12 protein-coding genes are annotated in these 13,589 nt (G+C 71.1%); 9 read left to right on the plus strand and 3 right to left on the minus strand.

What is annotated here, in order from left to right:
• Positions 1-106 precede the first annotated feature (106 nt).
• The 6 genes from IF04_RS0100925 (at position 107) to IF04_RS0100950 (ending at position 8,086) form a co-directional block, all read left to right on the plus strand.
• The gene (locus tag IF04_RS0100925; RefSeq protein ID WP_051830545.1) at positions 107-1,402 is read left to right on the plus strand and encodes an MFS transporter; all 1,296 of its coding nucleotides are present in this window, start codon (positions 107-109) and stop codon (positions 1,400-1,402) included.
• A 29-nt stretch (positions 1,403-1,431) separates the two neighbouring features.
• Positions 1,432-2,625: a M20 metallopeptidase family protein gene (locus IF04_RS0100930; protein WP_030249327.1), complete on the plus strand. Its 1,194-nt coding sequence runs from the start codon at positions 1,432-1,434 to the stop codon at positions 2,623-2,625.
• A 121-nt stretch (positions 2,626-2,746) separates the two neighbouring features.
• The gene (locus tag IF04_RS0100935; RefSeq protein WP_030249329.1) at positions 2,747-3,991 is read left to right on the plus strand and encodes an NAD(P)/FAD-dependent oxidoreductase; all 1,245 of its coding nucleotides are present in this window, start codon (positions 2,747-2,749) and stop codon (positions 3,989-3,991) included.
• Between the two features lie 2 nt (positions 3,992-3,993).
• On the plus strand, positions 3,994-6,591 hold the full coding sequence (nirB, locus tag IF04_RS0100940) for a nitrite reductase large subunit NirB (RefSeq protein ID WP_030249330.1): 2,598 nt from the start codon (positions 3,994-3,996) through the stop codon (positions 6,589-6,591).
• Positions 6,588-6,965 carry a nitrite reductase small subunit NirD gene (nirD, locus tag IF04_RS0100945; protein ID WP_030249331.1) on the plus strand — a complete coding sequence of 126 codons (378 nt, stop codon included), beginning with the start codon at positions 6,588-6,590 and terminating at the stop codon, positions 6,963-6,965. The genes nirB and nirD overlap by 4 nt, the downstream gene beginning before the upstream one ends.
• A 182-nt stretch (positions 6,966-7,147) precedes the next feature.
• Entirely contained in the window at positions 7,148-8,086 is a 939-nt protein-coding gene (locus tag IF04_RS0100950; RefSeq protein WP_030249332.1) for an oxidoreductase, read from the plus strand.
• On the opposite strand, the gene IF04_RS0100955 is transcribed toward IF04_RS0100950, so the two are convergent.
• Positions 8,064-9,464 (minus strand): FAD-binding oxidoreductase, encoded by a 1,401-nt coding sequence (locus IF04_RS0100955; RefSeq protein WP_030249333.1) that lies wholly within the window; start codon positions 9,462-9,464, stop codon positions 8,064-8,066. The genes IF04_RS0100950 and IF04_RS0100955 overlap by 23 nt on opposite strands.
• Before the next feature lie 4 nt (positions 9,465-9,468).
• Positions 9,469-9,960: an ATP-binding protein gene (locus IF04_RS37030; RefSeq protein ID WP_078599700.1), complete on the minus strand. Its 492-nt coding sequence runs from the start codon at positions 9,958-9,960 to the stop codon at positions 9,469-9,471.
• Positions 9,961-10,124: 164 nt separating this feature from the next.
• On the opposite strand from IF04_RS37030, the gene IF04_RS0100960 reads away from it, so the two are divergent.
• The gene (locus IF04_RS0100960; RefSeq protein WP_030249334.1) at positions 10,125-10,973 is read left to right on the plus strand and encodes a helix-turn-helix domain-containing protein; all 849 of its coding nucleotides are present in this window, start codon (positions 10,125-10,127) and stop codon (positions 10,971-10,973) included.
• The gene (locus IF04_RS0100965) at positions 10,970-11,212 is read left to right on the plus strand and encodes a DUF397 domain-containing protein (protein ID WP_030249335.1); all 243 of its coding nucleotides are present in this window, start codon (positions 10,970-10,972) and stop codon (positions 11,210-11,212) included. The genes IF04_RS0100960 and IF04_RS0100965 overlap by 4 nt, the downstream gene beginning before the upstream one ends.
• Here IF04_RS0100965 and IF04_RS0100970 read toward each other — a convergent pair.
• Entirely contained in the window at positions 11,205-11,813 is a 609-nt protein-coding gene (locus IF04_RS0100970; RefSeq protein WP_078599701.1) for a TetR/AcrR family transcriptional regulator, read from the minus strand. The genes IF04_RS0100965 and IF04_RS0100970 overlap by 8 nt on opposite strands.
• A 146-nt stretch (positions 11,814-11,959) precedes the next feature.
• Between IF04_RS0100970 and IF04_RS0100975 the strand changes: the two genes are divergently transcribed.
• Positions 11,960-13,537 (plus strand): APC family permease, encoded by a 1,578-nt coding sequence (locus IF04_RS0100975; RefSeq protein WP_342668099.1) that lies wholly within the window; start codon positions 11,960-11,962, stop codon positions 13,535-13,537.
• The last annotated feature ends 52 nt before the right edge of the window (positions 13,538-13,589 follow it).

The following is a 13,589-nucleotide window of genomic DNA, read 5'->3' on the forward strand; positions in this document are numbered from 1 at the left end:
GTTTCTCTCCGTTCGGTCGCTGGCCAGCATGGCGACTCATTCGAGCCATTCGGCACCGCCTAAAACCGGACGTTCGGTCGTCCGGGCCTACGAGACGAGGTCGGCGATGACATCAGCGGTCGCGGCGAGAGCCGCGGACACTCCACGCACGGCGCACGGCAATGGACGCAAGGCGCTGCTCGCCGCCACTGTCGGCGGTGTCGTGGAGTCCTTCGACTGGGCCATCTACGCCGTACTGGCGCCGTATTTCGCCGCGGCGATGTTCCCCGGTGACGACCCGGTGACCAAGCTGCTCGCTGCCTACGTGGGCTTCGCGGTCGGCTTCGTCGTACGGCCCTTCGGCAGTTACGTCGTGGGCCGGTTCGCCGACTCGCGCGGCCGCCGGTTCGCCCTCACCCTCAGCATGACGATCATCTCCGGCGCCAGCGTGCTGATCGCGGTGCTGCCCACGGCCGCGCTGATCGGCGCCGCCGCTCCCGTACTGCTGATCGTGCTGCGGCTGGTCCAGGGCCTGTCGATGGGCGGCGAGAACCCCAGCGCCGCCGCGTACGTCACCGAGACAGCCCCGCGCCACCTGCGCTTCCTGTACAGCTCGATCTCGTACTCGGGCGTGGTGATCGGCAACATCCTCTCCTTCGGCGTGCTGACGCTGCTGCTGGTCACGTTCGGCGAGGACGGCGTGCGCGGTGGCGGCTGGCGGATCGGCTTCCTGGTCGCGGCGGCGCTCGGCCTGCTGGCGCTGTGGATCCGGCGCGGCGTCGAGGAGAGCGCCGAGTTCGAGGCCGACGCGGCGGGCCCGACGGCCGCCGAGCGCCGTGCGCTGTACCGGTCGAACCTGCGCAACATGGCGGCCGTCTTCCTGATCTCGATCGGCGCGACCGTCGGGTACTACTACGGCACCACCTACCTCCCCCAGTACGCGCAGCAGCTCGGCGTCGTCTCCGGCACCGAGTCGGCCGCCTCGATGCTGGGCCCGCTGGTGCTGCTGGTCGCGTCCATGGTCGTGGTCGGCCGGCTCGCCGACCGGCTGGGCGCGCTGCGCACCCTGCGGTGCGGACTGGCCCTGCTGGCCCTGGCCACCGTGCCGCTGATGCTGGCGCTGGCGCACGGTGCCGTGCCGATGTGGCTGGTCACGGTGGTCTACCTGGCGCTGATCGCGGCGCCCATCGGCCTCACCAACGTGCTGTTCGCGCAGCTCTTCCCGGTCGCGGTGCGGGTGGTCGCGATGGGCGTGCCGTACACGATCGCGATCGGGCTGTTCGGCGGCACGTTCCCGCTGCTCGCCCAGGCCATGGCGAAGGCCGGGCACCTGACGCTGGTGCCCTGGTGGGCCGCCGGGGCCGCCGCCGTCTCCCTCGCCGGCACCTTCCTGATCCGCCCGCTCAAGACCTCCGGCCGCTGATCTCTCCATCCCCACGTGAAGGAGCACAAATGAATCTGCGGGACGACGCCCGCGCCCTCTCCGGCGATCTCGTACAGCTGCGCCGCACGCTGCACCGCATCCCCGAGGTCGGCCTCGACCTGCCGCGCACCCAGGAGACGGTGCTGACGGCGCTGGACGGCCTCCCGCTGGAGATCAGCACGGGCAGCGGCCTCAGCTCGGTGACGGCGGTACTGCGCGGCGCGCAGCCGGGCCCGACCGTGCTGCTGCGCGGTGACATGGACGCGCTGCCGGTCGCCGAGAAGACCGGCCTGGACTTCGCCGCCGACACCGGCCGGATGCACGCCTGCGGTCACGACCTGCACACCACCATGCTCACCGGCGCCGCCAAGCTGCTCTCGGCGCACCGCGACCGCCTCGCGGGCGACGTGGTCTTCATGTTCCAGCCCGGCGAGGAGGGCTTCGACGGCGCCGGGCAGATGCTGGCCGAAGGCGTACTGGACGCCTCCGGCACCCGCCCGGACGCCGCGTACGCGATCCACGTGATGTCCGCGGGCCTGCAGAGCGGCGTCTTCGGGACCCGCGGCGGCCCGGCGCTCGCCGCGTCCAACGTCCTGAAGGTGACCGTCCACGGCGAGGGCGGCCACGGCTCGATGCCGCACCGCGCCAAGGACCCGGTGCAGGCCGCCTGCGCCATGGTCACCGCGCTCCAGGCGTGGATCACCCGCACCTTCGACATCTTCGACCCGGTCGTGCTGACGGTGGGCACCTTCCACGCCGGTACCCAGCAGAACGTCATCCCGGACACCGCCACCTTCCACGCGACCGTCCGCAGCTTCTCGCCCGCCGCGCAGCGCAAGGTCAGGGAGGGCTCGCCGGAGGTCTGCCGGGGCATCGCGCAGGCGTACGGCGTCGAGGTGGACGCGGAATTCGTCGAGCAGTACCCGGTGACCGTCAACGATCACGCCGAGGCGGACTTCGTGGCGCACACCGTGCGGGAGGCGCTCGGCGAGGAGTTCTACGCGCCGCTGCCGCAGCCGCTGCACGGCTCGGAGGACTTCTCCCGGGTGATCGCCGAGGTGCCCGGCGCGATGCTGACGCTGGGCTCGCCGCCGCCCGGCGCCGACCCGGAGACCTCCCCGAACAACCACTCCCCGCTCGCCGTCTTCGACGACGCGGTGCTGGCGGACGGCGCCGCGGTCTACGCCGAGCTGGCCGCCCGCCGCCTCGCCAAGGCCGCCTAGGACAGTCCGAGCACGCCACCGCTCTCCTCACACGGCACCCCGCCGTGTGAGGAGAGCAGCGTTCCCTGGGGGAAACGACCGGGATGCGGCCGGGTAACAGCCGCGTCGCACGCTGCTGTGCATGACCTCGAAACAGCGCGTGGTGGTGATCGGCGGCGGGATGGCCGCCGCCCGGCTCGCGCGGCAGCTCGGCCCCGGCGACAGCCAGGGCGACGCGCGGTACACAGTGACCGTGATCGGCGAGGAGCCGCACGCGCCGTACAACCGCGTGCTGCTCGCCGAGGTCCTGGCGGGCCGCTACACCCCCGAGGTGATCGCACTGCCCGCGGTCCCCGGGGCCCGCTGGCTCAGCGGCGTACGAGCGGTCCGCGTCGACCGGGACGTCCGGCAGGTGCACTGCGACGACGGCCGCGCCGTCCCGTACGACCTCCTCGTCCTGGCCACCGGCTCCAACCCCGTACTGCCCCCGCTGCGCGGCCTCTTCGCGCCCGGCGCCAATGAACTCCCCCGCGGCGTCCACCCGTTCCGCACCCTGGACGACTGCGCGGCGCTCGCCGCCGCCGAGGGCCGCCGCGCGGTCGTCATCGGCGGCGGACTGCTCGGCGTCTCGGCCGCCCGGGCACTCGCCGAGCGCGGCGCCCAGGTCGTACTGGCCCACCAGGGCGAGCACCTGATGGAGCGTCAGCTCGACGACGCGGCGGGCGAGCTGCTCCGCAGCCACCTCCACGACCTCGGCGTCGAGGTGCACACCGAGTGCCGCGTCCGGGGCCTGCGCACCGGCGACGGCGCGGTCCGTGCGGTCGAGCTGGCCGACGGTTACGCGCTCGACGCCGACCTGGTCGTCCTGGCCTGCGGGGTACGTCCCCGTACGGGCCTCGCCGCGGCCGCCGGGCTCACCGTCCGCCGCGGCATCGTCGTCGACGACGCGCTGCGCACCGACGACCCCCACGTCTTCGCGATCGGCGACTGCGCCGAGCACGACGGCGTGACCTACGGGCTGGCCGGACCGGCGCTGGAACAGGCCGATCTGCTGGCGGCGCGGCTGCTCGACGACGCCGCGGGCTCCTACCGCGGTACGCGGGCCCTGACCCGGCTCACCCTGGGCAGCCCCTCCCCCGCGTCCCCCGTCCTCGACCTCGCCGCCTTCGGCGAAACCACCCCCGCCCCCGGCGACGACGTCATCCGCCTCAGCGACGCCACCCGCAGCGCGTACCGCCGGGTCGTCGTCCGCGGTGACCGGCTGGTCGGCGGCATTCTTCTCGGCGATCTCGGCACCGTCGGCGCGCTCGCCCGTACCTGGGAGGGCGACGAACCACTGCCCGCCGCTCCCGTGCTCCACCTGCTCACCAACGATGGAGGCCACTGACCATGACTGCCACTCCCACGATCGTGCTCATCGGCCATGGGATGGTCGGCCAGCGCTTCCTGGAGGCCCTCGCCGACCGGGGTCTGACCGGTGCCGCCGCACGCGTCGTCGTCCTGTGCGAGGAGCCCCGCCCGGCGTACGACCGGGTCCAGCTCACCTCGTACTTCTCCGGCCGCAGCCCCGAGGACCTCTCCCTGGTCGAGGCGGACTTCATCGAGAAGCACGGCATCGAACTGCGGCTGGGCGACCCGGCCGAGACGATCGACCGCGCCACCCGCACGGTGACCGCCCGCTCCGGCTTCACCGTCCAGTACGACCAGCTCGTCCTGGCCACCGGCTCCTACCCCTTCGTCCCGCCGGTCCCCGGCAAGGACAGCGCGGGCTGCTTCGTCTACCGGACGATCGAGGACCTGCTGGAGATCGAGGAGTACGCCAAGAATGTGACCTCCGGCTCGGTCGTCGGCGGCGGCCTGCTCGGCCTGGAGGCGGCCGGCGCGCTCAAGGGCCTGGGTCTGGACACGCACGTCGTGGAGTTCGCGCCCCGGCTGATGCCCGTCCAGGTCGACGACGGCGGCGGCGAGGCGCTGCGCCGCACCATCGAGGACATGGGCGTCACCGTGCACACCGGCGTCGGCGGCAAGGAGATCACCGCGGGCGAGGACGGCGCGGTGACCGGCATGGAGCTGTCCGACGGCTCCCGCATCGACACCGACATGGTGATCTTCTCGGCCGGTGTCCGGCCGCGCGACCAGCTCGCCCGCGACTGCGGCCTGGAGGTCGGCGAGCGCGGCGGCATCAAGGTCGACGAGCAGTGCCGTACGACGACCGACCCGGCGGTCTTCGCGATCGGCGAGTGCGCGCTGGCCGTCGACGGCCGGGTGTACGGCCTGGTCGCGCCCGGTTACGAGATGGCCGAGACCGCCGCGTCCGCCATCGCGGCGCAGGAGACGGCCGGCTTCACCGGCGCCGACACCTCCACCAAGCTCAAGCTGCTCGGCGTGGACGTGGCGTCCTTCGGTGACGCGCACGGCACCGCCGAGGGCTGCCTGGACGTGGTGTACGCCGACTCCCGCTCCGGCGTCTACAAGAAGCTGGTCATCGGCCAGGACGGCACGCTGCTCGGCGGCGTCCTGGTCGGCGACGCCGAGGCGTACGGCACGCTCCGCCCGCTCACCGGCAGCGTCCCGCCCGTCTCCCCCGAACAGCTCGTCCTCCCCGCCGGCACCGGCGGTCCGGTCTCGATCGGCCCCTCCGCGCTCCCCGACGAAGCGGTCATCTGCAACTGCCACAACGTCACCAAGGGCACCATCCGCGCCGCCGTCACCGAGCACTCCTGCGGCACGGTCCCCGAGGTCAAGAAGTGCACCAAGGCCGGCACCGGCTGCGGCTCCTGCGTGAAGGCGCTGACCACCCTGGTCAACGACGAGCTGGAGCTCAACGGCGTCACCGTCGACAAGGGCCTGTGCGGCTGCTTCCCGCACACCCGCGCCGAGCTGTACGAGATCGTCCGCACCCTGCGCCTCACCTCGTACGAGGACCTGCTCGCCTCGCACGGCCGGGAAGCGGCGAAGGACGGCGACGGCTGCGAGGTCTGCAAGCCGGCCGTCGGCTCGATCATCGCCTCGCTCGCGCCCACCCTCGGGGCCAGCGGTTACGTCCTGGACGGCGAGCAGGCGGCGCTGCAGGACACCAACGACCACTTCCTCGCCAACCTCCAGCGCAACGGCTCGTACTCGATCGTGCCGCGCATCCCCGGCGGCGAGATCACCCCCGAGAAGCTGATCGTCATCGGTGAGGTGGCACGGGACTTCGGGCTGTACACGAAGATCACCGGCGGCCAGCGGATCGACATGTTCGGCGCGCGGGTGGACCAACTGCCGCGGATCTGGGCCCGGTTGGTCGACGCCGGATTCGAGTCCGGCCACGCGTACGGCAAGGCGCTGCGCACCGTGAAGTCCTGCGTGGGCCAGACCTGGTGCCGCTACGGCGTCCAGGACTCCGTCCGCATGGCCATCGACCTGGAACTGCGCTACCGGGGCCTGCGCTCCCCGCACAAGCTCAAGTCCGCGGTCTCCGGCTGCGCCCGCGAGTGCGCCGAGGCCCGCGGCAAGGACTTCGGCGTCATCGCCACCTCCAACGGCTGGAACCTCTACGTCGGCGGCAACGGCGGCGCCGACCCGCGCCACGCCGACCTCCTGGCCCAGGACCTCTCCGACGCCGAGCTGATCCGCCTGATCGACCGCTTCCTGATGTTCTACATCCGCACCGCCGACCGCCTGGAGCGCACCTCCGCCTGGCTGGAGCGCATCGAAGGCGGCCTGGACCACGTCCGCGACGTCGTCGTCCACGACTCCCTCGGCCTCTGCGACGAGCTGGAGGCCCTGATGGCCGACCACGTCGCCCACTACCGCGACGAATGGGCCGAGACCCTCGACGACCCCGAGCGCCTCGCCCGCTTCGTCTCCTTCGTCAACGCGCCGGACGCGCCCGACCCGTCCGTCCGCTTCGTCCCCGAGCGGGACCAGATGAAGCCGGACCTGGACCTGCTGGCCGGCCCCACGCTCCCCGTACGCACCCTGGAAGGGACTGTCGCCCGATGACCGAGACCCTCGAACGCCCGCTGACCACCGGCACGATCGAACTGCGCACCGACCGCGGCTGGCTCGCCGTCTGCGCCCCCTCCGGGCTCGTCCCCGGTCGCGGCGTGGCCGTGCTGCTGCCCGACGGCGGCCAGGCCGCGGTCTTCCTGGACCGCGCGGGCCGTCCGTACGCGATCGGCAACCGCGACCCGTTCACCGGCGCCTATGTCCTCTCCCGCGGCCTCACCGGCTCCGCCGACGGCCGCCCGTACGTGGCCTCCCCGCTCCTGAAGCAGCGCTTCGACCTGGAGACGGGCGCCTGCCTGGACGACGCGTCGGTCTCGGTCCCGGTGTACGAGACGCGCGTGGCCCCGGAGGCAGCCGCGGCCGCCTGATCCGCCCGGCCCTCGACCCGGCGCCGCCACCCCATACCCGGCCGCCCCGCCCGCGCCTTCCCTGCCCTGCCCGGCGCGCGGCGGGGCGGTCGCATGCGGCCCGCCGTCCCCATCGGCGTACGCTGGCCACAACGCTCTACCGACGAGTGCAGACATGTCCTGCGTACCGAAAGGTTCAGGCAATGGCCCGCCGCTGGAACACGTCCCACATTCCCGATCTGACCGACAAGCTGGCCGTCGTCACCGGGGCCAACAGCGGCCTCGGCTATGTCACGGCCCGGGAACTCGCCCGCCGCGGGGCCAGGGTGATCCTCGCCTGCCGCGACAAGGACCGCGGCGCCGCGGCCGCCGCCCACCTGCACGCCGAGGTCCCCGCGTCGGACATCGAGCTCCGCACGCTAGACCTCGCCGACCTGGCCTCCGTACGCACCTTCGCGGCGGAGCTGGCCCCCACGCGCCTCGACCTGCTCATCAACAACGCCGGCGTGATGGCCCTCCCGCACCGCCGCACGGCCGACGGCTTCGAGATGCAGTTCGGCACCAACCACCTCGGCCACTTCGCACTGACCGGCCTGCTCCTCCCCGCGCTGCTCGCCACCCCCGGCGCCCGCGTCGTCACGGTCTCCAGCGGCCTCCACACCCTCGCCAACGTCGACCTCACCGACCTCAACTACGAGCACCGCCGCTACCGCCGCTGGATCGCCTACGGCCGCTCCAAGTCGGCCAACCTGCTCTTCACGCACGAGCTGGCGGGCCGCCTCGCCCGCGCGGGCGCCGACGTACTGTCCGTCGCCGCCCACCCCGGCTACGCCGCCACCAATCTCCAGACCGCGGGCGTCCGCATGGAGGGCCGCACCCGCGCCGAGCGCGTCGTCGCCCTCGGCAACCGCGTCCTCGCCCAGCCCGCCGAGAGCGGCGCGCTCCCGGTCCTGTGCGCGGCCACGGCCCCGCACATGAAGCCGGACGCGTTCCTCGGTCCGCAGGGCGGCCTCCGCGGTGCCCCCGGGCTGTCCTTCCGCGCCCCGTGGACGCAGGACGACACCACGTCGGACGCCCTGTGGACGGCTTCAGAACAACTGACGGGCGTGACCTACGACTTCACTGCTGCGGCGCGGGCCTGACGTCTTCCGGCTTCACGTTCTGGTTCACGTGGAAGAGGTTGTCCGGGTCGTACTCGCGCTTGATCCGCGCCAGCCGGTCGTAGTGGTCGCCGTAGGTGGCCCGGACCCGGTCCTCCCCTTCCCCCTCGCCGAGGAAGTTCACATAGCCGCCGCCCATCGAGTGCGGCTGCAGCGCCTCCCAGTAACCGACGCTCCACTCCTTGATCGTCTGCGCCTTGGCCGGGTCGGGATCGATCCCCGCGAAGACGCCGGACCAGACGGCGTCCCGGTAGTTCCACGCGGTCTCGTCCTTCCCGACCCGGTGCGCGGCCCCGTCGACCGGATACAGATGCATGGTCGACAGCCCGTCCGGCAGCCGTTCCGCGTGCGTGACGTGCGCGTCGAGCGCGGCGTCCGAAATCCGGTCGAAGAAGTTCCCGCGCCAGTACCACTGCAGTCCGGGCGGCAGCAGCGGGTCGAACATGGACTGCAGCTCCGGATACGGCATCGGCGCCGCGAAATGGAATGCGGGCTTTCCGGGCTCCTGTACGGCGGCGAGCGCATCGCCCAGCCGCTCCATTTCACCCGTCCAGCACCACACCACGCCGCACATCTTCCGCCCGTGGATTTCCTCGGGGAAGGGCGGCCCCGGCGGCACATTCAGCACCGCGAAGAAGCCGTACAGATCCTCTGCCTGCCGCGGCAGGAATTCCCGGTACCAGGCCAGCACTTCACGCGTACGCTCGACCGGCCACACAGTGATCCCGACCCCCACCGTGCTCACCGGATGCAGCCGGTAGGTGAAGGACGTCACCACGCCGAAATTCCCACCGCCGCCGCGCAGCGCCCAGAACAGATCAGGGTGGTTTTCCCCGTCCACGGTCACGAAACTGCCATCAGCGAGCACGACATCCGCGGCCAGCAGATTGTCCACGGTCAGGCCGTACTTCCGCGTGAGATACCCGTGCCCGCCGCCGAGCGTCAGCCCGCCGAGGCCTGTGGAGGACACGGTGCCGGAGGGCACGGCGAGGCCGAAGGCGTGGGTGGCGTGGTCGAGGTCGGCCTGCAGCCCCCCGCCCCCGACCTGCGCGGTCCGTGCCCGCGGATCGACCCGCACCCAGCGCATCGGCGCCAGGTCGAGGGTGACACCCCCGTCCACGATCCCGAGTCCGGGCCCGCTGTGTCCCCCGCCCCGCACGGCGAGTTCGAGCCCCTTCTCGCGGACGGCCCGCACCGCGCTCATGACGTCGGCGGCGTCCGAGCACCGCACGACCGCACCGGGACGCTTGTCCAGCATCCCGTTGTACACCTTGCGGGCGTCGTCGTATCCGGAATCCTCCGGCCCGATAACAGGCCCCCGCACCGCATTCCTCAGCGCTTCCAGAGTTTCCGCGTTCATGGCCTCAGATTACCGGCATGCCCGGCAATTCGAGCTCGGCAAGCAGTGTTTTACCAAGGGGACTTCGGGGGCGAATGGTCCAGCGGTCGGCGAGAGTCGATACGAGGTGAAGACCGCGACCGGATTCGGAGTACGGGGAAGGGACTGGAAGCATCTCGGGATTCGGTGGGCGGCATTCGGTACGGGTGTCGCCCACTTCGATGCGGAGGGTCGCGGGATTCGCGGGATTCGCATTGGACTGGAGGAGCGTGAGGGAGAGTTCGAAGTCCCGGCCGGGGATGCGGCCGTGAGTGACCGCATTGGTGGCGAGTTCGGCGACGATCAGGGTCGCGGAGAAAGCCGCGTCACTCCCGTACGGGATGCCCCATTCGACGAGCCGCCGTTCCGCCAGGAGACGGGCCAGCCGGGCGCCACGGGGTGTGGAGCTGAAGCGCTGCGTGAACATACGTACGGTAACGGGCGAGCGGGGCAGCCGATGAGCCGGCGAAATGGCCATGGGCCAACGATTGCGCCTGGTCAGCCGCTTCGGTAGGCGCGGAACTCGTACGCCGGGTCAGCGTACGAGTCCGGAGTATGGACAGTACGCATCACAGCGCGTAACCATGTGCGCGTCGGGCGGGGAGTCGGGCGGGGCAGCACCGGAGGTGACCGGGCATGGTGATGGCGTACGGGATGAACGGCGAGGGCGGCGGGTGCGGTGGGGAACCGGAGTCGTCGGACAGCCTGAAGGGATTCGGCGCGGTGGCCAAGGCGTTCCGAGAACGCGCCGGCCTGACGCAGGAAGAGCTGGCCCCACTGGTGCGGTACGCGCCGCATACGGTGGCGTCGATCGAGCAGGGGCGGCGGTTTCCTCCGGACGACTTTGTGGACCGGGCAGAGGAAGTCCTCGACGCCTTCGGCGCGTTGAGAGCCGCCTCGCGGCACCTCTCCCGGCAGCCGGGCCTCGCCGCGTGGTTCCGCCAGTGGGCGAAGCTGGAGGAACAGGCGGTGAGTCTGTGCACGTATGAGTGCCGGGTGGTGCCGGGGCTGCTCCAGACGCCGGCGTACGCGAAAGCGGTGACCTTGAGCGTGCCACCGCTGAAAGACGACGAGCAGGTGGAGCGACAAGTGGCCGCCCGCCTCGCGCGACAGGAGCTGTTGCGGCGCAAGCAGCCCATCGCGCTCAGCTTCATCATCGAGCAGGCCGTCATCGAACGCGGCACCGGCGGGGTGGAAGTGACCCGCGAGCTGATCGACCGCCTGCTGTGCATCGGCGAGTTGAACCACGTCGAGCTGCAGATCATGCCGCTCCATCAGCCGGAGCACGCCGGTTTCGACGGCCCCATGCAGCTTCTCGAAACCCCGGAAAACAAGTGGCTGGGCTATGCCGAGGGCCAGCGAGGCGGGATGCTGGTCTCCGAGCCCAAAGAGGTCAGCATCCTGTATCAGCGGTATGCCAAGATGCGCTCACAGGCTCTCACCCCCGAGGACTCGGCGAGCCTGTTGAAGCGAATGCGAGGAGCGCTATGAGCATCACCGAACTGGCGTGGTTCAAGAGCAGCTACAGCGGCTCCCAAGGCGACAGCTGCATCGAAGTCGCGCTCTCCTGGCGGAAGTCCACCTACAGCGGCTCCGACGGTGACAGCTGCGTCGAGGTCGCGGCCTGCCCCGACACCGTCCACATCCGGGACTCCAAGGACGCAGAGGGGCCGCAGTTGACCGTGACGGCGCGCGCATGGGCGGAATTCGTCGCTTACGCGACTACTTAAGCGCACCGCGCGTCAGGCCCAGCTCGCGGGCCAGCGCTTCCTCCGCCCACTCCAACATCGACGCGCGGGAGAGCGGCCCCTCGTAGGACGTCATCTGCACGGCCAAACCGTCCAGCAGCGCCGTCAGGCGCCACGCCGACGCCGCGGGGTCGGGGCAGTCGAATTCACCCGCCGCCGCGCCCTCGGCCATGACCTCCGCGAGGGCCGCCTTCCATTGCTGGTCCAGGCCCCCGGCCGTCTCCCGTAGAACGGGATCGCGCAGGGCCGCAGCCCACCCCTCGATCCACAGCCGCCACCCCTTCGCCTGCCCGGTAGGCGCATACCACCGCACCGCCGCGCGCAGCCGCCGCACCGCCGTCGTGCGGCGGCCGAGGAGGCGCCGCAGGTGGGTGAGGTCGGCCTCCGCGGCGTGCGCAAACGCCGCCGCGACAAGCTTCTCCTTGGTCGAGAAGTGGTACAGGACGAGCGCGTTGGAGACGCCCAGCGCCGAGGCCACGTCGGAGACGCGGACCGCCGCGACACCACGGGCCTCGATCTGCTCAATCGCGGCGCGCAGCAGCTCTTCGCGCCGCTCCGCCACGTTCAACCGGACTCTTGCCACGCCGTCAGCCTACAGGCGGCGGGCGTGCGAGAACCCTTGACACCGCCCGGCTACGGGGCCACAGTCCCTTCCCATTACTGACTGCGCGTTCAGTTAGTTGGAGTGCCGCTTCGCCATCCCGCCCGCGTCGTCCCAGGGAGTCCGCCGTGAGAGACACAGAGACGCCAAGAGAGACGCCACCGTCGTCCGCTCCACCGGGCCGCAAAGGCCCATCCGCGCCCGACCTCTCAGACGGCTGGGGCGAGCAGCGCGGCCGGCTGCGGAAGGATCTGCGGCGGCTGGACGTGCTGTTCTTCCTGATCTGCACGCTGGTCGGGCTGGACACGATCGGCTCGGTCGCGGCGCAGGGCCCCCAGGGCCTGACCTGGATGGCGATCCTCGCCCTCGCCTTCTTCCTGCCGTACGGCCTGCTGGTCGCCGAGCTGGGCTCCGCATTCCCCGTACAGGGCGGCCCGTACGTCTGGACCCGACTCGCTTTCGGACGCCTGACGGCCGGCCTCAACCAAATCCTCTACTGGATTTCCAACCCGGTATGGGTAGGCGGCAGCCTGTGCATCATCGCTCTCACCACGTGGGAGGAATTCTTCACCGCACTTCCCGGGGTGTGGAAGTACGCGGCCGGGCTGGTCTTCATCTGGGGTGGGGCACTCGCCGTCGTCCAGGCCGTACGGTTCGGCAAATGGGTGCCGATCGCGGGTGCCATCGCCCGAATCGTGCTGCTGGGCTTCTTCCTGATCTCCGTGGTCATCTTCGCGCTCAAGCACGGCGTACACGCACTGCCCGCAAGCGAATTCACCCCCACCTATGCGGGATTCATCGCACTCGTCCCCGTGCTCATCTTCAACTACGTGGGATTCGAGCTGCCGAGCTCGGCGGCCGAGGAAATGACCAACCCCCGCCGGGACATCCCCCTCTCGATCCTGCGCTCGGGCCTGGCATCAATCATCTTGTACGGCGGCCCCATTCTCGGAATCCTCTTCGTCCTCCCGAGCAAGGAGATCGGCAGCCTCGGCGGCTTCATCGACGCGTGCAAGGCCGTCTTCACGGTGTACGGGGGCAATATCGCCGCCGACGGCACCGTCACGCTGAGCGGCGCGGGCTCGGTCTTCGGCGGCATCGCGGCGGCCGGACTCATCATCGGCCTGCTGACCAGCGGCGTCACCTGGGCGATGGGCGCGCACCGGGCACAGGCGGTGGCCTGCGCGGACGGCGTGGGCCCGGCCTGGCTCGGCAAAATCGACGAAAAGCGCGGCACCCCGGTCCGGGTGAATCTCCTGTCGGCGGTCCTCGCTTCCATCCTCTTCGTCCTCGCCCTGAACCTCACCGAAGGCGACGGCGAGAAATACTTCGCAGCGGGCCTGGGCCTGACAATCTCCACCACATTCATCTCCTACGTCATCACCTTCCCGAGCCTCCTGGTACTCCGCCGGAAATACCCGGACACCCCACGCCCGTACGCCGTACCGGGCGGCCGCGTCGGCGCATGGGTGGTAACCACACTCGCAACGGGCCTGGTCGCCTTCACAGTCGTGGTCCTGATCTGGCCCGGCTTCGGAGTCGGCTGGTTCGGCACGGCGGGGGACTCGGCCGATTCCCTCCCCCCGTCATTCGCGGACCAACGCCTCGCCTACACCCTCAGCCAGGTACTGCCGCTGGCCCTGTTCCTGGTCATCGGGTTGGTCTTCTACGCCCTGGGGAGGAAGACGCGACGAGCGAAGGGGTGAACTCGGCGCCGGAGGGGCCGTCCGCGGTGTGCGGGCGGCCCCTCCGTGGTTG

It is taken from the genome of Streptomyces violens (assembly GCF_000717745.1).
GTDB classification, from domain to species: Bacteria; Actinomycetota; Actinomycetes; order Streptomycetales; family Streptomycetaceae; genus Streptomyces; species Streptomyces violens.